This is a genomic window from Reyranella sp. (assembly GCF_004297265.1).
GTDB lineage: Bacteria > Pseudomonadota > Alphaproteobacteria > Reyranellales > Reyranellaceae > Reyranella.
In genome coordinates this window covers 56259-77082 of the sequence record NZ_SCUT01000043.1, presented here as the reverse complement: position 1 = coordinate 77082, position 20824 = coordinate 56259, and the positions used below count along the sequence as shown (strand labels likewise).

Here is a 20824-nt window from a genome sequence, read left to right as displayed (position 1 = left end):
TGCCTGAACACGGGGCAAGATGTCATGCGGGCTGGAACCCATCACGCGACGAAATACGCCGCTTCGATGGTCCCGATCTTGCAAGGCCTCGCTCCGGCGGACCTCGTCTGACCCGACAAGAGCGACCTCGCCCGAAACACCGGCCCATGCCCCTGACCGACATTACTCTCGACGACATCGAATCGCTGGCCGTTGGCGCCTGGGTCCTCGGCACCGGCGGGGGCGGCAGTCCCTATCTCGGCCTGCTCAACATGCGGGCGCTCTACAAGGAGGGCTATCGCGTCCAGCTCATGCCGGCGTCGGAACTGGCCGACGACGACTGGGTCGCCGCGGTGTCCAACATGGGCGCGCCGCTGGTCGGGCAGGAGCGTCTCACCGACAGCCGCACCATCGCGCGCGCCGTCGACCTGATGGAGCGCCACACGCGATATCGCTTCCGCGGGATCATGGCGCTCGAGATCGGCGGCGGCAATTCGATCCAGCCGCTGATGGCGGCGGCGCATCTGAAGCGCCCGGTGATCGATTCCGACATGATGGGTCGCGCCTATCCCGAAGCGCAGATGACGTCGGTCGCGGTCGGTGATCTCATGCCGTGTCCGCTGACCACCGTCGACGTGCGCGGGCTCGAGTCGGTCGTGGAGAAGGTGCCGACCTGGAAATGGATGGAGCGGGTGAGCCGCAAGATCTGCGTCGAGTACGGCTCGATCGCCTCGACCTGCAAGGCGCCGCGCACCGGCGCCGAGGTGAAGAAGTGGGGCATCCACGGCACCACGACCAAGGCCATCGCGATCGGCCACGCCGTGCGAGAGGCCCAGCGCCGGCACGAGGACCCGATCGCGGCCATTCTCGCGGTCGAGCCCGGCAAGCTCCTCTACAAAGGCAAGGTCGTCGACGTCGAGCGGCGTGCGACCGAGGGCTTCCTGCGCGGTCGCACCCGCTTCGACGGGATGGACGAGTGGCGCGGCTCTTCCATGGAGATCAACTTCCAGAACGAATGGATCGTGGCCTGGCTCGACGGCAAGCCGATCGCCATGTCGCCCGACCTGATCTGCGTGCTGGATTCCGTATCGGGCGAGGCCGTGGGGACAGAGACCATCCGCTACGGACAGAGGGTGACGGTGATCGCGCTGCCGCCGCCCCCCGTGTTCCTCAGCCCCAAGGGCCTGCAGCACGTGGGGCCCCGGGCGTTCGCCTACGACATCGAGTTCAAGAGCGTCTTCGCTTGAGCCGGCGGGAGATCACCGAGGACGATGTCGAATCGCTCGCCGTCGGCGCCTGGATCCTGGGCACCGGCGGCGGCGGCAATCCCTATCTGTCGCTGCTCAACATGCGCCTGCTCTATCGCGAGGGAAAACGCGTGGGGCTGATCGACGCCGAGGATCTGTCGGACGATGCCTATGTCGCCGTGATCGCCGGCATGGGCGCGCCGTTGGTCGGTATCGAGCGTCTCACCGATCATCGCGTGTTCACCCGCGCGGCGACGCTGATGGAAGAGCACACCAGGCGCAGGTTCGATGCCGTCATGGGCATGGAGATCGGCGGCGGCAACGGCGTGCGCCCGCTGATGGTCGCAGCCAATCTCGGCATCCCGGTCGTCGATTCGGACACGATGGGGCGCGCCTATCCCGAGGCGCAGATGACCTCGGTGGCGGTGGGCAAGCTCAAGCCGTGTCCGATGACTGTGGTCGATGTTCGCGGGCTGGAGGCAGTCGTCGAGACCGTGCCGACCTGGAAGTGGGCCGAGCGGGTCGGCCGCAAGATCGTGGTCGAGTACGGCTCGACCGCCTCGACTTGCCAGCCGCCGCGTACCGGCGCCGAGGTCAAGCGCTGGGGCATCCACGGCACGACTACCAAGGCGATCGCCATCGGTCGTGCCGTGCGCGAGGCGCAGCGCACGCACGACGACCCGGTCGCCGCCATCCTTGCCGTCGAGCCGGGCAAGCTCCTCTATCGCGGCAAGGTGGTCGACGTCGAGCGACGCGCCACAGAGGGTTTCCTGCGCGGCGTCGTGCGTTTCGAGGGCATGGACGACTGGCGCGGCTCGGCAATGCAGATCAATTTTCAGAACGAGTGGATCGTGGCGCAACGTGACGGCGAGCCGGTCGCCATGAGCCCCGACCTGATCTGCGTGCTCGATTCGGTGTCGGGCGAGGCGGTCGGCACCGAGACCATCCGCTACGGCCAGCGGGTCACGGTGATTGCCTTGCCCGGCCCCGACATCTTTCTCACCCCCGAAGGGCTGGCCCATGTCGGTCCGCGGGCCTTTGGCTATGATCTCGACTTCAGGAGCGTGTTCGCGTCATGAGACGAATCGGTATCGATGTCGGCGGCACCAACACCGACGCCGTCCTGATCGAAGAGGGCAGGGTCGTGGGCGCGGTGAAGGCGCCGACCAGCCAGGACGTGACGACGGGCATCCTCGACGCGCTGAAGAAGCTCGCCGCGACCGGCGTGCTGAAGGGCGCTGACGGCGCGCCGAAGAAGGTCGACGGCGTGATGATCGGCACCACGCATTTCATCAATGCCGTGGTCCAGCGCCGGCATCTTACGAAGGTGGCTGCGCTGCGGCTCGGCCTGCCGTCCGGCGCCTCGCTGCCGCCGTTCTGCGACTGGCCCGAGGATCTTGGCGAGCTGGTGCGCGGCGGCGTCTGGATGGTCGAAGGCGGCCATGAATATGACGGCCGCCCGTTCATGCCGCTCGACGAGGCCGCCGTCCTGAAGGCGGCGCAGGAAATGAAGGCCGCGGGTCTGCGCGCGGTCGGCATCTCGTCGGTCTTCTCGCCGCTCGATCCCAGCCACGAAAAGCGCGCGGCCGAACTGGTCGCCTCGGTGATCCCGGATGCGGCCATCACCTGCTCGTCCGATCTCGGCCGCATCGGGCTGCTGGAACGCGAGAATGCCGGGCTGCTGAATGCCGCGCTCGCCGACCTGTCGCGCGACACGATCGCGGCCTTCGAGAAGGCGATCCGCGATTCCGGCATCGCCGCGCCTCTCTTCATCACCCAGAACGACGGCACCGTTGCCGAGGCGAGCCAGGCGCGTCGCCTGCCGGTCTACAGCTTTGCCTCGGGCGCGACCAACTCGATGCGCGGCGCCGCCTACCTCTCGGGCCTGAGCGACGCGATGGTGATCGACGTCGGCGGCACCACGACCGACGTCGGCCAACTCAAGCTCGGCTTCCCGCGCGAGGCCAACTCCGTGGTCAAGGTGGGCGGTGTCCGCACGCTTTTCCGCATGCCCGACCTGCTGTCGATCGGTTTGGGCGGCGGCAGCCATGTGGTGCTCGATCCGCTCTCCATCGGCCCGCTTTCCGTGGGCTACCGGCTGCTGACCGACGGCATCGCCTTCGGCGGCGCGCAGCTCACCACCACCGACGTGGCGGTCGCCTCCGGCATTCTCGATCTCGGCGACAGGATAAAGGTCGAGCATCTCGATGCCGTGACCTGCGCGAAGGTCTTTTCCGAGGCGGCGCGTCTTGCGGAGGAAGCGGTCGATCGCATGAAGACGGAGGCGGGCGACGTGCCGCTGATCGCGGTCGGTGGCGGGGCCTTCCTGATCCCCGAGAAGATGACGGGCGTCTCGCAGGTCATCCATGTCGAGCATGGCGATTGCGCCAATGCCGTCGGCGCCGCCATCGCGCAGGTCTCGGGCGAATGCGACCAGATCTTCAAGGACATGAGCCGGGTCGAGGCGCTCGCCGCCGCGCAGGAGATCGCGAACGACCGTGCCGTCGCAGCCGGCGCCGACCGCGCGACCCTGCACACGATCGAGAGCGAGGACATGCCTCTCGCCTACCTGCCTGGCAACTCGGTCCGCGTGCGCGTCCGGGTCGTCGGCGACGTCGCCGCCACCGCGTGACCGTGCCGGCATGACGAACGCGGCCCGCCCATCACCGATCGCCTGGCTGATCGCGCCGGCCGGGCTGCTGTTCGTCCTGTTCTTCGTGCTGCCGTTCGCCGTGATGACCGCGATGTCCTTCTACTCCGGCAATCCGGTCACCAACCCCAACGCTTTCCTCACGACCCGGCACTACGAGCGCTTCCTCTTCGACACGGCGGGCATCTTCCACGAGGCTCTGTGGTCGACCTTGCGCATCGGCCTCGTCACCACGATCGTCTCGCTGCTGATCGGCTATCCGCTCGCCCACTGGATGGCGCGCATGCAGTCGCGTCTCGGCCATGCGCTGGTGCTGATGGCGGTGATCGCGCCGATGCTGACCGGCATCGTCGTGCGCACCTTCGCCTGGATGACGATCCTGCAGGACAAGGGCGTCATCAACACGACGCTGATGCAGTGGGGCCTGATCGAGAAGCCGCTGCCGCTGATGTACAACGAGTTCGGCACCATCGTCGCGCTGGTCCACATCTACGTGCCGTTCATGGTCCTGACCCTGACCGGTGTGATCGGCCGCATCGACGAGCGGCTGGAGCAGGCGGCGCGTAGTCTGGGCGCCGGCCGCCTGCGCGCCTTCGTCGAGGTGACCCTGCCGCTCAGCCTGCCCGGCATCCTGGCGGGTTCGCTCCTGGTCTTCGCGCTGTCGATCAGCGCCTACGTCACGCCCTCGCTGATGGGCGGCACCGACGTGCTGACGCTTCCCATGCTGATCGCCCAGCAGGTCGGCACCAGCTTCAATCCGAACTTTGCGGGCGCGCTCGGCGTCATCCTGCTGCTGGTGTCGCTCGCCATCGTCGTTGCCTACAACCGCATCCTGGCGCGGCTTGCGGGCGGGCAGGGTATGGCATGAGCGCCGCACCCAACCGCCGGCCGTTCGATGCGGGCCGCGCCGCCTATCTCGCGCTCAACGCGCTGCTGCTCGGGTTCCTGCTGCTGCCGATCGCCATCGTGCTGGTATTCGCGCTGAACCCGACGCCCTACATCTCGTTCCCGCCGGTCGGCGTGAGCCTGCGCTGGTTCGAGAAGTTCTTCACGAACGCCGAGTTCATGAATGCGCTCTGGCTGTCGCTCTGGGTGGCGACGGTGGTGCTGGTCCTGTCGATCGTGATCGGCGCCGCCTGCGCGCTCGCCCTGGCGCGCGGCAGCCTGCCGGGGCGCGCGGTCCTGACGGCCTTCTTCATGTCGCCGCTGATGGTGCCGGCCATCCTGACGGGCCTCGCGCTGTTCCAGGCCTATCTCCTGTCGGGGATCGGCCGTCCGGTGTGGGGGCTGATCGCAGCCCATACCCTGGTCGCGGTGCCCTATGTCATCCGCACGACGCTTGCCGTGCTGCACAATTTCGACCGCCGCATCGAGGAGGCCGCCGCCGTCCTGGGGGCCAGCCCGGTCCGGGTGTTCTTCGAGGTCACCCTGCCGCTGATCCGGCCGGGCGTATTCGCGGGCGGGGTCTTCGCCTTCATCGTCTCGTTCGACCAGTTCCCGGTATCGCTGTTCCTGGTGGTGCCGAAGGGCGAGACCTTGCCCGTGGTGCTGTTCAACTACATGAAATTCGATCTCGACGGCGCGATAGCCGCAGCCTCGATGGTCTCGATCTTGCTCGCATTGTCGGTGGTTCTGGTGCTGGAAAGGCTGATCGGCCTCAAGGCCTACGTTAAGCTGTGATCGGGAACGAACAGGGGGTTGCCATGATTTCACGTCGCAAAGCGTTGCGTGCCGGTGCGGGCCTCGCGGCCCTGGCCACGATGGGGGCGCCGTCGATCGTCCACGCCCAGACCAAGACGCTCAAGATCACGACCTGGGGCGGCAAGTGGGGCGAGGTCATGAAGGCCACGGTGCTGCCGGCCTTCGAGAAGGAGTTCAAGTGCACGGTGTCGGCCGACCAGGCCTTCCCGTTCCTGCCCAAGCTGCAGGTCAGCCCGAAGAACGACCCGATCTACGACGTGCTGCACGCCAACTCGAACGAGCAGTGGAACGCCGTCGTCGAGGGGCTGGTGATGGACAAGATCACCGCCAAGGAAGTGCCCAACATCGCCGACGTCTATCCCTACGCGGTGAGCGACAAGATCGTCGGTGTCACGATCTTCACCAGCGCCATCGGACTGGGCTATCGCACCGACAAGGGCCTCGCCAAGCCGACCTCGTGGAAGGATCTCGCCGATCCCAAGCTGGCCGGCGCGCGCGGCGGCTACCTGATCCCGGTGAACAGCCTCGGCCAGGCGCACCTGATGATGCTGGGCAAGGTCTACGGCAAGGGCCTTACCGATCTCGACGCCGCCTACAAGGCGCTCGAGGCGTTGAAGCCGATCAAGCTGGTCGATTTCACTGGCCAGATGGAGAAGATGCTGCTGTCGGCGGAAGTGTCGATGGGCGTCATCCATGACTCGGGTGTCTACCGATACGAAGGCGCGAACATGCAGCCGGTCGACTTCGCCAGCCCCTCCGAGGGCGTGCTGGCACTGGAGCAGGTGCTGAACGTGACACCGGGATCGAAGGTCAAGGAGCTGGCCTTTGCCTATATCGACTACATGCTGCGCCCCGACGTGCAGAAGCTGCTGGCAGAGGCCGTGTGGTACTCCCCGGCGAACAGGAAGGTGAAGCTCGACGCCAAGTACGACGCCAAGCTCCTCACCACGCCGGAGAAGGTGGCGACCCTGATCCAGCCGGACTGGAAGTGGTACAATGCACGCCGCGAGGACATCGACGCCCGCGTCACCAAGATCCTGAAGGGCTAGGCGTGAGTGCAAACCCTCATCCTGAGGAGCGGTCCGCAGGACCGCGTCTCGAAGGATGGGTAACAAACAAGGTGCGCGTACCGCCCCTTCGAGACGGCCGCTCTGCGGCCTCCTCAGGGTGAGGATGGTGTTTGAATGACTTCCGCGGCCATCAAGCTCGACCAGGTGACCAAGACGTTCGACGGCCGCGTCATGGCCGTCGATTCGGTGACGCTCGATATCGCCGCCGGCGAGTTCTTCTCGCTGCTCGGGCCATCGGGCTGCGGCAAGACCACGAGCCTGCGCATGATCGCGGGTTTCGAGCATCCCGACTCGGGCCGCGTCCATGTCGGTGGCAACGACATCACCGACCTGCCGGTGCACCGGCGCGACATGGGAATGGTGTTCCAGTCCTATGCGTTGTTCCCGCATCGCACCGTGGCGGAAAACGTGGCGTTCGGATTGCGCATGCGCGAGGTCCCGAAGCCGGAGATCGAGCGGCGGGTCGCGGCGGCGCTGGCACAGGTGGCGCTGACGGGTTTCGAGACGCGCAAGCCCGGCCAGCTTTCCGGCGGACAGCAGCAGCGGGTGGCGCTCGCGCGCGCGCTGGTCGTCGAGCCGCCGGTGCTTCTCTGCGACGAGCCGTTGGGCGCGCTCGACCGCAAACTGCGTCAGCAGATGCAGTTCGAGCTGAAGGAACTGCAGAAGCGCCTCGGCGTCACCCTGGTCTTCGTGACCCACGACCAGGAGGAGGCGCTGGCCATGAGCGACCGGATCGCCGTGATGAACGGCGGCAAGGTCGAGCAGGTCGGCACGCCGACCGAGATCTACGAGCGGCCGCGCACGCGGTTCGTCGCCGACTTCATCGGCGAGATCAACATTCTGGAAGAGGGCGGCCGCCTCCGAGCGCTGCGGCCCGAAAAGATCAGGCTGGTGGCACCCGACGGTGCGCGCCTGTCGGGCACGGTCGAGACCTCGAACTATCTCGGCGGCTCGACCTTGCTGCGCGTTCAGCCCGCGAACGGGCCGTCGATGCTGGTTCGCGAGACCCATGCCGGCGAAAGGGCCTCGCGGGCACCGGGCGATGCGGTCGGGCTTGCCTGGAACGACGGCGACGCCGTGGCACTGGAGGGCTGAGAGCATGAGCACGCTGGGGATCGTCACCGTCGGACAGGCGCCGCGGGACGACATCGTCGAACTGTTCGCCGCCCAGGCGCCGGCCGGCACGAAGGTGATCCTTCGCGGCGCGCTCGATGGCCTCAGCGACGCCGAGGTCGATGCCCTGCCGCCGCTCAGCGGCGCCGACACGCTCTATACGCGCCTGCGCGGCGGCCGCGACGTGAAGATCTCCAAGCAGGCGGTGATCGCCCGCTCTCCGCAGACGCTGGCGAAGCTGCGCGCCGACGGTTGCGATGCCATCGTCTATGCCTGCACGGGGGAGTTTCCGGCGATGGAAGGCGATGCCGGTGTGCTGTTCCCGTCGCGGGTCCTGAGCGGCATCGCCGAAGGCCTGCTGCCGCGCGGGCGGCTCGGCCTGCTGGTGCCGTTTGCCGAGCAGGGCGAGAAACTCGCCGCCAAATGGGCGCGGAGCGGCGTCGCCGTCACGGTCGAGGCACTCGTGCCGAGTGCCGGGCCGGAAGAGGCGGCCGACGTGTCCGGTCGTCTGGCGGCGAGCAAGCCCGACCTCGTGGCGCTCGACTGCATGAGCTACGGGCCCGCAACGAAGGCGGCCGTGAAGGCCGTGGTGAAGGTGCCGACGTTGCTCGCCATCACGGCCACCGGGCGCGTCCTGCGCGAGTTGCTCGACTGATCCTCAGTCGTTGCCGACGGAGAAGGGGATCTCGCCGTCGAATTGCGGCTCGCCGCCGACGATCCAATGCAGGCTGTAGCGGCCCGGCTGCAGGGTGGGTGCGCGGGCGAAAAGCACGTCCGGTGTCGACTCCAGTCGGGGATGCAGGACCTCGATGATCCTGCCGTCCCGCTTGATGGCGAGGCGGGAATCCTGATGGTCGACCGGACGGTTGAAGCGGACATAGAAAGCGCTGCTGCGCTGGCCGACCACCGCGTTCGCCTGGGGCGCGGAGTCCAGTACGCGCAGTTCCTGGGCCTGTGTCGGGCCGTTGAGCCCGAACAGGCCAAGTGAGGCTCCTGCGAGAACGGCCTGTCGTCGCGTGATCATCTTTCGCATCCTCATCGCATATCGTCGCGCCCTTTTCCGGCTAGCGGCCCTTCAGGATGTCCGAAGCGGCCGCGATCAGCTTCCGGACGTCGTCCGGCGTGCCGACGGTGATGCGCATGTAGGGCGCGGAGCGGGGCTTGTCGAAGTGCCGGACCAGGATCGCACGGTCGCGCAGGGCCGCGGCGAACGCCGCGCCGCCCATCAACGGATGCCGGGCGAAGACGAAGTTGGCGCAGGAGGGCAGGACGATGAAGCCCAGTGCCGTCAGCTCGCGCGTCATCGTCTCGCGCGTCGCAACGATCCGGGAACAGCTGTCGCGGAACCAGGGATCGTCGCGCACCGAGGCGGTGGCGCCGGCCTGCGCGATGCGCCCCAGCGGGTAGGAATTGAAGGAGTCCTTCACCCGGCGCAGCGCCTCGATCAGCCCTGCATCGCCCAGCGCATAGCCGACGCGCAGTCCGGCCAAGGCGCGCGACTTGGACATGGTCTGCACGACCAGCAGGTTCGGATGGTCGGCGATCAGCGGCACCGCGCTCTCGCCGCCGAAATCGACATAGGCTTCGTCGACCAGGACGGGAATGCCGGCATGCTCGTCGAGCAGCCGGGCGATGGCGGCACGAGGTAGGGCGATGCCGGTCGGGGCGTTGGGATTGGCGATCACGATCGCCCCGGCTTCGCGGCGATAGTCCTCGATGCGCACGCCCATCCCCGCGTCGAGCGGTACGGTCTCCAGGGTGATGCCGAAGAGCTGCGCCCACACCGGATAGAAACTGTAGGTGATGTCGGGGCAGAGGAGCGGCCGGGTCTGTTTCAGCAGGCCGGCGAAGGCGTGGGCCAGCACCTCGTCGGAGCCGTTGCCGACGAATACCTGCTCCCGCCTGACGCCGTGATGGTCGGCCAGCGCCTGGCGCAGCTCCACGGCTTCCGGGTCGGGATAGAGTCGCAGGGAGTCGGAGGCCGCCGCCCGCATCGCCTCCTCGGCGCGGGGCGAAGGGCCGAACGGGCTCTCGTTGGTGTTGAGCTTAACGAGGTTGGCGATACGTGGCTGTTCGCCCGGCGTGTAGGGCGACAGTTCGCGTGCGATCCGGCTCCAGTAGGGATTCATCCTAGTTGCGCTCCATCACACGCTCCAGACGTCGCGTCAGGAACCAGCCGAGCGCGAGGAAGGCCACCAGCATGGCGATGCCGAAGGCCGAGAGGGCATCGGTCATGGTCTTCTCGGAGACGAAGCCGAAACCATAGCCCGCCGAGACCGCGATACCGGCCCACAGGCCCGCCGCGATGAAGTTCAACACGAGGAAGCGCGGCCAGCTCAAGGCGGAGGCGCCGTAGGCGAAGCCCGCGACGTTGCGGATGATGCGCGGATAGCGGTGGATCAGGATCATCCAGGTATGGTGGCGGTCGGCAAGGCGGGCTGCCGTCTCGACGGCGCGCTGCAGGCGCGGGATGCCGCGCAGCCAGCGCGTGCCGAAGCGCCGGCCGACCCAGAAGCGGATGATGTCGCCGGCGAACGTGCCGGTCCAGCAGGCGGCCAGCGCCTGTTCGTAGCCCAGCGCACCCGCCTGTGCGGCATAGCCGGAGAACAGCGCCAGCAGGAGGCTGTTGGCCATCGAATAGACGGTGACGAAGGCATAGACGGCGTCGCCGTGCTGGCGGATGAAATCGAGGAAGGAGGCGAGGTCGCCGTCGAGCATTCGCACTGCCTACAACGAAAAAGGCGGCCCCGCGAGGGGCCGCCTTCCGTGGTTCAACGGGCCAGGTTTCAGGCCGGGCCGATGGGACGGCCGGGCCAGCGATAGCCGGGCGCCGGCAGCGGGATCTTGACGCCGATCAGCGCGTCTTCGAGCACCGGGATGCCGGCGGCATAGTCTCCCGCTTCGCACTTCGCGATGGCGGCCGCCTCACGCGGCTCGATCACCGCAGTGCGATACTGGCGCCATTTGTCGCTCAGCGCCTTGCAGTAGGAGGCCGGGTCGGAGAACACGGTGCTGACCGTGGTCTGGCCGCCACCGACAACGATCTCGACGCGACGATTCTGCGGCTCGCGGACATTGTCGCCGGTCTGCACGAGCAGGCCTTCCTCGCCCCGGCCGTTGACCGTGATCGCGGTCGCCGGCACGCCCTCGCGGACGAGCTGCTCCTTGACCGAGTTCGCGCGGCGCAGCGAGAGCGCCATGTTGTACTGCGGCGAGCCCGAAGTATCCGTATGACCGGTCGCCACGATGCTGGCGCTGCCGCGGGTCTTGTAGGCCTGGGCGGCCTGGCGGACCGTTTCCACGGCCTGGGCGGTCAGGTTGGAACGGTCCCAATCGAAGAAGACCATGAAGGTCTGCGCCTGGACCGGCGGCGGCGGCGGGGGAGGCGGCGGCGGAGGCGGCTCCGACGCGCAGGCGCCCAACAGGAATGTCGCCGCGGCGACGACCAGGAGTTTTTTGAGCATGGAATGGTTTCCCTCGATTTTCGGATCTAAACCCACGGTGGGTCCGTCCGAGGGCTTAAACGCGCGCGCCCCTTGGAAGTTCCGATGCCATGCACAAAGAACTTTCCGTCGTCCGGATCAGTAGTCCCACTCGGCTTTGACCCCCACCCGCCCCGTGGAATTGGCGCCGATATCGCCCTCGACCTTGATGTTGTCGAAGACGTCGAGCTGCACCACGCCGCGGCTGGAATTGCCTTCCGCCCCCTGCCGGGCGCCGACATAGACGCCCGGGGCCACGTAGCGGCCCGCTTCGAGGGACACCCCGCTGGCGGCGGCACCCGTGGGCTCACCTGTCCTGGCAGACGAGGATCCGACGCTCAGCTGATCGAGCCCCAGCCCCTTGCGCAGCCGGCTCAGGACCCCCTCGCCCGGAGACTGGCCGGCCAGCTCGGCGAGCGCCTGCGCGACCTGAAGCAGCTCCGAGGCCCCGAGCTGCGAGGCCGGCTTCCCGAAGATGAGAAGGGCCATCGCCTCGTCCGGGGGCATCGAGGGCGTCGAGGTGATTTCGAGCTTCGGTTCGCGGGAGGTTCCGGTAATGGCGACGCCGATCGTGGCCGAATTGGCCGTCGTGCTTGCGAGGAAGTCGAGGCGCGGGTCGATGGTATTGAGGTTGTCGAGGGTCACGATGCCCTTGGAGAAGGTGAGCCTGCGGCTGCCCAGGCTGAACGTGCCGCGGCGCATCGTGAAGCCGCCGATGACGGCGGGCGTACTGGGGCTGCCGCTGACCGTGAGCTGGCCGCTCATCTCGGCGTCGAGGCCGCGACCGCGGACGAAGATTGCCTGCGGTGCGCGCACGTCGAGTGCGAGCTTGATCGGTGTGGAGTCGGGGGGAGGCGGGGCTTTCGGGGTCGGGCGGCGCTGTGCCGATGGAGCTGCTGGAGGAGCGGCACCCGGCTTGTTGATCTCCCTGACCTCGATAGTCGGGAAGGAAGCGGTCTGGCCACCGCCGACCGAGATTTCGGCACGGTCGATCGTCACCGGCCCGGAGACTTCGATGCCGGAAGTGGTCGCCCCCGTGATCCTGAGGGTACTCGAAACGGTGGCGACCATGTCCGGTCGGCTCACCAGCAGCGCACGATGCGTCGCGAGACCGAGGTCCAGCACGAGACCCTGGTTGGCATCGACGCGCATCGAACCGCTTCCGGTCACGGTGCCGGTACCCGCGCGGAAGGTCAGCTGCTGCACCTGCAGCGTGTCGCCCTGGAGGATGAAGCGACCCTGGCCGCCGGTGAGTTTCAGGCCTGCTTCCGGCATCGCCAGAGCGCCGCCCTCGAGGTCGATCGCCCCGGTGCCGCTGATCTGCGTGCCGTTGATCGATACCGACACGCTGGGCCGGATCCGGCCGGTTACGTTACGGATGTCGTTGCCCAGGAGGGGCGCAAAGGGCGCGATGTCGATCGAGCCCCCCAGGGCGATCCTGGCGGCGACAGGTCCAGTGCCGCGAGGCACGGTTCCCGTGCCTTTCACTGTCAAGTTCGTGCTGCCGCCGGCCGCAAGCCGCGTGTCGATGCTCGCCTCCTGGCCGACGAGAGAAGCTGTTCCCTGCAGCGACACCGCGGGCACCAAGACCGCGTCGGGCCGGCGCACGCGGATGCCGGCCGCGCTGTAATTCGCCTCCAGCCTCGGGGAGGCCATCGCCCCGGTGGCGCGAACCTTGGCCTGGAGAGTGCCTTCCAGGCCGGTCCCGGGCGCGAAGGTGTCGACCAGGGCGAGTGGCAGGCCGGTGATTTCGGTCTGCAGGTCACTCGCCACGGGATCGAGCGTGCCGCGTACGGCCACCCGGCCGGCGCCGACGCGCAAGTTCGTCGGATCGATCACGATGCGTGCACCGGCGACGGTAATCTTCGCCGGCGCGTTCAGACCGAGCGGAATGTCACGGTAGCGGCCGGTGAACCTGGATAAGGCGACCCGGACTTCCTCGGCCGCGAACTCAATCTTGGCGGCGAGGTCGGCGGACAGTTCCGGGCCCGAACCCTGCAGGGCGAGGTCGATGCCGCTCGCCCGATCACCCTTGGCCGTCGCCTTCAGGGCGGACAGACCGCCGGCGCCGCGCAGGCGTGTCGCATCGAGTGTGAGGTCCGTGGCGGCCCGGCCGGCCGGATCGTCGACATGCCCCTTGAGATCGAGCGTGCCGGCGCCCAGGCCCTGGCCGGCAAGGTCGGTACCCTTCACCGAGACGTCGAGCCGGCCTGCGGGGGCATTCGGATCGGCCGTGACTTCCGCAACCAGCGATCCTTCGAGACCCAGCGCGGCCAGCGCCTCGATATCCTTGAGCTGGGGAATTGCCAGGCGTGCGTGCCCGGTCGTCCGCGTCTGGGCAATGGCAAGATTGGTGACGTCGAGCAGGGCGCTCGACCAGCGTCCCTGGAGGGTTGGCACCGAGAGGCCGGCGGCCTCTTCGTGCGAGAACTTCCCCGCGAGCGACAGGGGTTGGCCCGCGACGTCACCGTCGGCCTGAAGCGAGCCCGTCAACTTGCCGCCGGGTGCGAGCGATACGGTGGTGTCGAGGACGAGGGTTCGCGATGTGATTTTCTGGTAGGCGACGTCGCGGCCCTCGACCTTGAGCCTGAGCGAGGTTTCGGGACCGCCGAAATCCACGGTCGCCGCAGCGGTCGCAGCGCCCTGCACCTCGGCGCGGAAGGTCGCCAGCCGGGGCAGATCGAGCGCGAGGTCGAGGGTGCCCGCCTGCTCTTGGCCCCGGCCGGACACCGTGAGCGTGCCGCTGTCGCTGCCGAGCTTCGCCTGCCGGATCGTCCAGGTGCCATCGGGCGCGAGGGTGGCGTTGCCGGCGAGACTGACGGTGGCCACCAGACCCTGCGGCACGTCGGGGGCCCCGAACCCGTCGATTCGGCCCTGCCAACCAGCGGAGAGATTGCCCTTGTCGATGCCCGCCGTGAGGTCGACCTGCGCCTTGCCGCTCAGCGTGCGGCCGGCCAGCGCCGACAGCGGCTCGAGGCTCGGCAGCTCGACCTTCGCACGCACCTCGCCCTTGTCGTCCGCCGGGACGTAGTCCCCGTCTCCTGTCAGGCGCAGGAGCGGCATGCCAACATCGAACGACCGAACCCTTATCTTGCCACCGACAAAATCCGAGACCGTGGCATCGACCGTGACGGTGCCGGGTTGCGGCAGGCGGGGATCGAGCGTTGCCAGCTTCAGATCCTGGACAGTGCCCCGCACGCGGACCGCGCCGGTGAGCTTGCCATCCGCCTTGAGATGGAGACCCTGCCAGGCGAGGCCCTGCGCCGGGACATCGATGGGGCCCGCGTCGAGGGTGGACTGAAACCCGGTGTCGCTGCCATCCGGCATCCACCGCAGACCGCCGTTGGCGGTCGCCGCATCGCCGGCCTTGGCGCTCAGTTCGGCCGTGCCGTCCCGTTCGTCGCCCGAGGCCGAGAGCTTCAGAGAAATGTCCGGCAAGTCGGGCCGCTGCATCAGCGCCGCCACGATGCCTCCGGACGCCTCGTCGAGCGTGATGTCGGCCGCGATCCTGCGGGGCGAGCGCTCCAGCCGCACGTCGGCGGTGAGCTTGCCCTTGGGGCCTTCCAGTCGGTCGGCCGCGAGCCGGGCGCTGATTTCGGCGAGGTCGCGGGCGACCGCCGCCTCGCCCCCGATCTTCCAGTGTGAATCGATGCCGCCGAGAGCGGCCGCGAGATGGAGGTCGTCGACCCGCAGGGACTGCAGCTCGATGTCGAAGGGAAGCCGGAGGCCGCCGGTCGTGGGCGTGCTTTCCTTCTTCTCTTCCTGCGGCACGCGTAGAACGATGATCTTCGCGGCCGACAGGAGTTCGATACGCAGCCGGCGCTGCAGGAGCGAGGCGAAGGACCAGGAGAGGTGCGCCTCCTCGACCTCTAGCCACGGGCCTGCTCGGTCGGCGATTTCGACGCGCGCCACGCGGAGGTCGGTCGGCACGAAGCCCTCAACGCCGATGATGCGGATCTGTTGGTCCGGAGAGGAGGCGAGATTGGAGGCCACGGAGGCGAGCAACCGTTTGCCCGGTGCGGTTTGCACGCCCGCGAAGGCGAGGCCGACCACCGCCATGACGGCGACCACATAGGCCGCTATGCGGAGCGCGCGCATCAGAAGGCCTGACCCAGGCTGACATAGATGCCGAACGGCGGATCGGTTGGGCGGCGGTTGAGCGGGATGCCGACATCGGCCCGGATTGGCCCGAAGTCGGTGTAGTAGCGGATGCCGACGCCGGCGCCGACCCTCGGCGCCAACTGCGAAAAGTTTGGCAGGATGTCAGGGTAGGCGCTGCCGGCATCGACGAAGGCGACGGCGCCGAATGCCTTGCCGATGCGCTGGCGCAATTCGATGTTGGCCTCGACGACGCTCGGGCCGCCCAGCGGATTGCCGTAGGCGTCCAGCGGTCCGGCGGTCTGGTAGACGAAGCCGCGAACCGAGCCGCCGCCGCCCGCATAGAAGAGCTTGTCGGGCGGGATGCCGCCGATGCTGGTGGCAGGCTCGATACCGAACGAAGCGCGCGTGGCAAGAACGGTGCGGCCGGGCTCGGCGATGTCCCAATAGTGACGGCCGGTCAGGCGCAGGATGGTGAACATGTCGCCGCCCGGTCCGGTATCGATCCAAGGCTGCACGTTGAACTCGATGCGATAGCCACGCGTCGGGTCGAGGTCGCTGTTGGCGCGATTGTAGAGCACCGTCCCCTGAAGCCCCAGCATGCGATAGCTCTGGGTGATCCCGTTGCGGGTTATGTCGGCGATCTCGCCGGCCAGGCCGACGCGGGCCTGCCAGCGCGGCGAAAAGGTCCGGTCGAAACCGCCATAGAAGGTGGCGGCCTTTCTCGTATAGGCAGGGACCACTTCGCGCAGCGCCGCCGCTTCCAGTCGCAGATCCTGTCCCGGCAACCACCAGTCGGGCTTGCGGAAGGCCGCACGGAAGGCGAAGCCGGTGTCGAGGATCGCGTAGCCCTGGCCGATATGGTTGATCTCACCCGACAGGCGCAGGCTTTCGGCCTGGCCGAACAGGTTGCGATGGACCCAGAAACCCTCGACCGCGAAACCGAGCTGGGTCTCGTAGCTCACGCCGAAGCCGATCGAGCGCTGCAGCCGATCGGTCAGCTCGGCCTCGATCGGCAACTCGCCGTTTGCATCGAGCTCCGTCGCGGGTTTCAGGCGTACCGCGTTGAACGTGCCCAGCGAGGTGAGCTTTCCGCGCAGCTCTTCGACCTTGGCCGGCGAGTAGGGCTCGCCCTCCTTGAAGGGCACGCGACGCTGAAGCCAGACCGTGTCGACCTTCTCGGTGCCGGTGAAGCGCACCGGGCCCATTCTGGCGAGCGGGCCGGGCTCGGCGACGAAGGTCACCTCGGCCTCGCGCGTGGCATGATCGACGATGACCTCGCGGTCCTTGATGGCGGCCAGCGCGTGGCCCTGCTTGCGCAGTTCGTCCAGCAGCTTGTTCTGGGCGGCGATGATGGCGGAGGCGTCGGCTGGATCGCCGGGCGCGATGCCGAGCTCCGCGCGGTCGATCCCGGGCAGCGACTGCTGGCTGCCGGGCGGCCGGATCGCGAGGGAGCCGATCCGATAGCGGGGGCCGGTATCGATGGTGATGTCGACGGTCGTCGCCTCAGTGTCGGGACGCGCTTCGAGGGCCTCCAGGGCGGAGGCGTCCGCTATCGGTCTTCCGTCGATCGTGGCATTGATCGTCGCGTCGTAGAAACCCCGCGACCGCAGGGCCGTGTTGAACTGGGCGGCAATCGCCTGCGCGCCCTGCAATATTCCCAGCGCATCGCCCGTCAGGGGCTGCTGTTTCTGGAAGTCTTCCGACAGCTCCTTGAGATCGGACGACATGCGCTCGTCTCCGGCCACGGCAAGAACGACCTTGCCCGTTCGCGCATCGACCGCGCGCGACCAAAGGCTCGCCGATGCCGCCCAGGTCATCGAGATGAGGCAGCATATGCGCGCCCAACGCAGGAACTCGCGATCTACAAAGGCCATGCCACGCGACACATACAACGCGCGGCGGCTAAAAGGGATGCGTCTGCGCGTCTATTGGCCCACGACCCGCAGCGGAGCGCGGTCGCTCACGGTATGAACCTGGGGTCGAGTTCCGCATAACGCCGCTGTTGATCGGTGAAGATGACCATGAAGAGCTGCCGGAAGAGCTGTTCGATGCGCGGATCGGCCGGTCCGGTCGCCTGTGTCCATGCCGTGGTAAAGGACATGGCTCGGTCGTTCCGACAATAGATCGCATAGACATAGAAACGGCCCGGCGTGCCCGGCTTGAAGCGCGCCGGCTCGCCCGCGCATACCGGATCGGCATTGAGATCGTTGGCGGGATCGAACACCAAGACCAGCCGGTAGTCGGGACTGGCCGGCGGAATCGGGCGGTCGTAGGTGAAGGTGAGCGCCGGGCGCGGCTTGGCCGCCTGCATCGCCGGAAGGAGGTCCCGTGCCACTACGCCGGGATCGACGCCGGGGAAGGCATCGCCCGCGAGGATCACCGGGAAATTCCTGCCGTCGGTCGCGGCGAAGAAGTCGCGATAGTCGTACTGCGGCGCATAGTAAACGCCGCCGATCGTGGCCGCGACGGCGAGGGCGGGCAGCGCGGCGAGACCCGCGAGCACGGCGCCGATCCTGGTCGTGAGGCGCATCGAGAACTCCTGTGGACTGGATGTCAGGCTAGGGTCGCGATGTTCGCGTCAGCAAATCAGGCCTTCGTGAACGATCGCGACCCCGGGAGCGGGGGTTTTCGAGTCCTTGCGTTCATGCCACACAAGAAGCTGAAAACCTCTGGAGGACAGCTCAATGGCATCGCCGCTCTTCGACCTCACCGGCAAGGTCGCCGTCGTCACCGGCTCGAGCAAGGGCATCGGCAAGTCGATCGCCCTGCATCTCGCGCTGCAGGGCGCCAAGGTCGTGGTGTCGAGCCGCAAGGCGCCGGCGTGCGAGGAAGCGGCGGCAGAGATCAAGGCGGCCGGCGGCGAGGCGATCGTCATTCCCTGCAACATCTCCGACAAGTCGCAGTGCGAGAACCTGATCGCGGAGACACGCAAGCAGCTCGGCCCGGTCGACATCCTCGTCTGCAACGCCGCCTCGAATCCCTATTACGGGCCGAACGAGAAGCTGCCGGACGACGTGTTCATGAAGGTGATGCACAACAACATCCTGTCGAGCATGTGGCTGATCAATTTCTGCCTGCCCGACATGCGCGCCAAGAAGGACGGCTCGATCATCATCGTCTCGTCGATCGGCGGCGTGCGCGGCACCCCGGTGATCGGCGCCTACGGCATCTCCAAGGCCGCCGACATGCAGCTCGCACGCAACCTCGCCGTCGAGTATGGCAAGGACAATATCCGCGTGAACACGATCGCCCCGGGCCTGGTGAAGACCGACTTCGCCAAGGCGCTGTGGGACGATCCGAAGTACCTCGCCGTCCGTCTCAAGGGCGCGCCGCTGGGCCGGATTGGCGAGCCGGACGATATCGGCGGCATCGCGGTGATGCTGGCCGGCAAGGCCGGAGCCTTCATCACCGGCCAGACCATCATCGCCGACGCCGGCGTGACCATCGGCAGCGGCGGCTGACCGCCCCGCCTAGGGCGCGGGAGGATCGGGATGAGCCTCTACCAGGTCCAGAAGCTGATCTATCAGCTCAACCGCGACCCGCGCACGCGGCAGCGCTATGCCGACGAACCCGACGCGGTGCTCGGCGAGTACGATCTCACGCGAGAGGAGATCGGCGCGCTGCTGAAGCCTGATATCGGGCTCCTCTATGTGCTGGGCGTCAACGGCCAGCTGCTGATGCACTTCGCGGCCCTGCACCGTATCGAGTGGACCGACTATCTCGAACGGATGCGGCAGGGGCTCAGGGATCACGGCCAGGTGCGCGAGGGCGTCTATGCCGCCACCGGCTATGAAGGCGTCGAAGCGCATGAGGCCCGCCTCAAGGCAGAACGGGAGACTCGCTGATGCCCCTGGTCTATTGCGGCGCCTGCAGCCACGCCCCCGGCATGACGGCCCGTGCCGAGCGTGCCGACACCCAGACACGGCAGGCGCTGGAGAGCGCGTTCCGCCGGATGGGCGACGATATCCGCGCCACCAGGCCCGATGCTCTGGTGGTGATCGCGGCCGAGCACTTCGCCAACTTCTTCATGAACAACATGCCGGCCTTCGCCATCGGCATGGCTGACAGTTACGAGGGGCCGATCGAGGACGAGGCCTTCCTGCGCATCGGGCGCACGACCGTGCCCGGCAACAAGGCCCTGTCGCGCCGGTTGATCGAGAAGGTGATGCAGACGGTCGACGTGGCCTATGCCGAGGAATGGAAGTTCGACCACGGCATCTCGGTGCCGCTCCACTTCCTGACACCCGACTACGACCTGCCGATCGTTCCGGCCAACATCAACTGCCAGGGCCCGCCGCTTAGCCCGCTGGCGCGCGCCTGGGCGTTCGGCGAGGCGCTGCGACGTGCCGCGGACGCGGTGCCCGAACGCATCGCGCTCATCGGCACCGGCGGCCTCTCGCATTGGCCGGCCACGCCGGACTCAGGCAAGATCAACCAGGAATGGGACCGCGAGTTCCTGCGCCGCTGGTCGGCCAACGACCGCGAGGCGCTGCTGTCCTACACGGATGCCGAGACCTATCGCGAAGCCGGGCAGGGCGGCTTCGAGATCCGGACGTTCATTGCAGCGGCGGCTGCGGCCAAGGGAGCGAAAGGGACGGTCGATTTCTGCGAGCCGGTCCCGATCTTCGCGGTCAGCTGCACGCTGGGCAGCTTCCGATTGTCCGATACCCGACCGGAGTGACTACGGCCTCTTCTTGAACGTAACCACCAGCACGTCGCGATAGGCGGGCTGGGCGGGATTCTCCGGCTCGACCGGCGTCACGCCGTGATAGCAGCGGGAGTCGTCGACGAGCGCGGCATCGAGCGGGTCGGTGAGGGTGAAGCTGCCCAGCACGCGCTTGTCGAGATCGTGCACCGTGGTGGTGCCACTGGCGATGTTGCGGCGGTTGATCAGCAGCACCAGCACATAGTCGACGCCGTCCCGATGCATGCCCTCGGGCGTCGGCTTGCCGGCCTCGCCGGTCTTCGCCTCGATTCGGAACTGGTGGACCTCGATGTGCCACTTCTTCGCCTCGGGTACGAGGCGACCGAACAGGGCGCGGCAATATTCGAGGATGGTGCGCATCGAGGCGCCGCTGCCGATCTCCTCGGTCACCGGCTTGAACCACCGTTCGATGCCGCCATTCAGGGTGTTGTAGTCCAGGGTCTGGTAATGCGGCTGGTGAGGGGCGCGCACGATCGCGCCCTGACGCTCGGCTGCGTAGACGCCGAAGCGGCGCTTCCGGTAGCGGCCCCCATCGCCCATGTAGGTATCGACCTCGAGATCGTTCCAGCTCTCGGCGAAGGCCGGCCAATCGGCCAGCGACCCGAAGCGGGCGAGGGCCGTCCGCATGTCGGAGGCTTCCACGAAGGCATAGCCCGCCCGCTCGACGGCGGCGCGGATGCCTGATGCGTTCTGCAGGCCGGTACCGATCTCACTCATGTTGGTTACCCTAGCATTACGGTGCCATCATTCCGCATCTGAGGCGCATGAAGGTTTCT

General features: G+C 67.6%; 19 protein-coding genes. 11 read left to right on the top strand and 8 right to left on the bottom strand.

Going from position 1 to position 20824, the window contains the following annotated elements; all coding sequences use genetic code 11:
- Positions 1-146 precede the first annotated feature (146 nt).
- From EPO41_RS18625 to EPO41_RS18590, 8 genes are all read left to right on the top strand, one after another.
- Complete coding sequence (locus EPO41_RS18625; protein WP_296328027.1) at positions 147-1226, top strand: DUF917 domain-containing protein; 1080 nt, start codon at positions 147-149, stop codon at positions 1224-1226.
- Positions 1223-2305, top strand: coding sequence for a DUF917 domain-containing protein (locus EPO41_RS18620; RefSeq protein WP_296328025.1), 1083 nt, complete (start codon positions 1223-1225; stop codon positions 2303-2305). Before EPO41_RS18625 ends, EPO41_RS18620 begins: the two co-directional genes overlap by 4 nt.
- Entirely contained in the window at positions 2302-3858 is a 1557-nt protein-coding gene (locus EPO41_RS18615) for a hydantoinase/oxoprolinase family protein (protein WP_296328022.1), read from the top strand. Before EPO41_RS18620 ends, EPO41_RS18615 begins: the two co-directional genes overlap by 4 nt.
- Before the next feature lie 10 nt (positions 3859-3868).
- Positions 3869-4744 (top strand): ABC transporter permease, encoded by an 876-nt coding sequence (locus EPO41_RS18610; protein ID WP_296328021.1) that lies wholly within the window; start codon positions 3869-3871, stop codon positions 4742-4744.
- Positions 4741-5556, top strand: a complete 816-nt coding sequence (locus EPO41_RS18605) for an ABC transporter permease (protein WP_296328019.1) — start codon at positions 4741-4743, stop codon at positions 5554-5556. Before EPO41_RS18610 ends, EPO41_RS18605 begins: the two co-directional genes overlap by 4 nt.
- A 23-nt stretch (positions 5557-5579) precedes the next feature.
- On the top strand, positions 5580-6626 hold the full coding sequence (locus EPO41_RS18600) for an extracellular solute-binding protein (RefSeq protein WP_296328018.1): 1047 nt from the start codon (positions 5580-5582) through the stop codon (positions 6624-6626).
- A gap of 135 nt (positions 6627-6761) precedes the next feature.
- Positions 6762-7742, top strand: a complete 981-nt coding sequence (locus tag EPO41_RS18595; RefSeq protein WP_296328016.1) for an ABC transporter ATP-binding protein — start codon at positions 6762-6764, stop codon at positions 7740-7742.
- A 4-nt stretch (positions 7743-7746) separates the two neighbouring features.
- Positions 7747-8415 carry an AroM family protein gene (locus EPO41_RS18590; RefSeq protein ID WP_296328013.1) on the top strand — a complete coding sequence of 223 codons (669 nt, stop codon included), beginning with the start codon at positions 7747-7749 and terminating at the stop codon, positions 8413-8415.
- Positions 8416-8418: 3 nt separating this feature from the next.
- Here the strand turns inward: EPO41_RS18590 and EPO41_RS18585 are convergent, their stop codons facing one another.
- The 7 genes from EPO41_RS18585 to EPO41_RS18555 all read right to left on the bottom strand — a co-directional run bounded on the left by EPO41_RS18585 (position 8419) and on the right by EPO41_RS18555 (position 17873).
- Positions 8419-8784 carry a copper resistance protein CopC gene (locus tag EPO41_RS18585; protein ID WP_296328011.1) on the bottom strand — a complete coding sequence of 122 codons (366 nt, stop codon included), beginning with the start codon at positions 8782-8784 and terminating at the stop codon, positions 8419-8421.
- Positions 8785-8824: 40 nt separating this feature from the next.
- Positions 8825-9889, bottom strand: a complete 1065-nt coding sequence (gene hisC / locus EPO41_RS18580) for a histidinol-phosphate transaminase (RefSeq protein WP_296328009.1) — start codon at positions 9887-9889, stop codon at positions 8825-8827.
- 1 nt (position 9890) lies between these two features.
- Positions 9891-10478: a DedA family protein gene (locus EPO41_RS18575; protein ID WP_296328007.1), complete on the bottom strand. Its 588-nt coding sequence runs from the start codon at positions 10476-10478 to the stop codon at positions 9891-9893.
- A 68-nt stretch (positions 10479-10546) separates the two neighbouring features.
- Positions 10547-11224, bottom strand: a complete 678-nt coding sequence (locus EPO41_RS18570; RefSeq protein WP_296328004.1) for an OmpA family protein — start codon at positions 11222-11224, stop codon at positions 10547-10549.
- A gap of 117 nt (positions 11225-11341) precedes the next feature.
- Entirely contained in the window at positions 11342-15340 is a 3999-nt protein-coding gene (locus tag EPO41_RS18565) for a translocation/assembly module TamB domain-containing protein (RefSeq protein ID WP_296328001.1), read from the bottom strand.
- Positions 15340-17217: an autotransporter assembly complex family protein gene (locus tag EPO41_RS18560; protein WP_296327999.1), complete on the bottom strand. Its 1878-nt coding sequence runs from the start codon at positions 17215-17217 to the stop codon at positions 15340-15342. The genes EPO41_RS18565 and EPO41_RS18560 overlap by 1 nt, the downstream gene beginning before the upstream one ends.
- A gap of 86 nt (positions 17218-17303) precedes the next feature.
- Complete coding sequence (locus EPO41_RS18555) at positions 17304-17873, bottom strand: hypothetical protein (protein WP_296327995.1); 570 nt, start codon at positions 17871-17873, stop codon at positions 17304-17306.
- Positions 17874-18027: 154 nt separating this feature from the next.
- Here EPO41_RS18555 and EPO41_RS18550 point away from each other — a divergent pair, with 154 nt between their 5' ends.
- Genes EPO41_RS18550 through EPO41_RS18540 form a run of 3 tightly spaced genes read left to right on the top strand, consistent with a single transcriptional unit; the run spans position 18028 to position 20024 of the window.
- Positions 18028-18804 (top strand): SDR family oxidoreductase, encoded by a 777-nt coding sequence (locus EPO41_RS18550; protein WP_296327992.1) that lies wholly within the window; start codon positions 18028-18030, stop codon positions 18802-18804.
- Positions 18805-18834: 30 nt separating this feature from the next.
- A complete protein-coding gene (locus EPO41_RS18545) occupies positions 18835-19188 on the top strand; it encodes a hypothetical protein (RefSeq protein ID WP_296327987.1) in 354 nt (117 codons plus the stop codon).
- Positions 19188-20024, top strand: coding sequence for a hypothetical protein (locus EPO41_RS18540; RefSeq protein ID WP_296327985.1), 837 nt, complete (start codon positions 19188-19190; stop codon positions 20022-20024). Before EPO41_RS18545 ends, EPO41_RS18540 begins: the two co-directional genes overlap by 1 nt.
- Here EPO41_RS18540 and EPO41_RS18535 read toward each other — a convergent pair whose 3' ends face one another.
- The gene (locus tag EPO41_RS18535) at positions 20025-20765 is read right to left on the bottom strand and encodes a 2OG-Fe dioxygenase family protein (protein ID WP_296327982.1); all 741 of its coding nucleotides are present in this window, start codon (positions 20763-20765) and stop codon (positions 20025-20027) included.
- Positions 20766-20824: the final 59 nt, after the last annotated feature.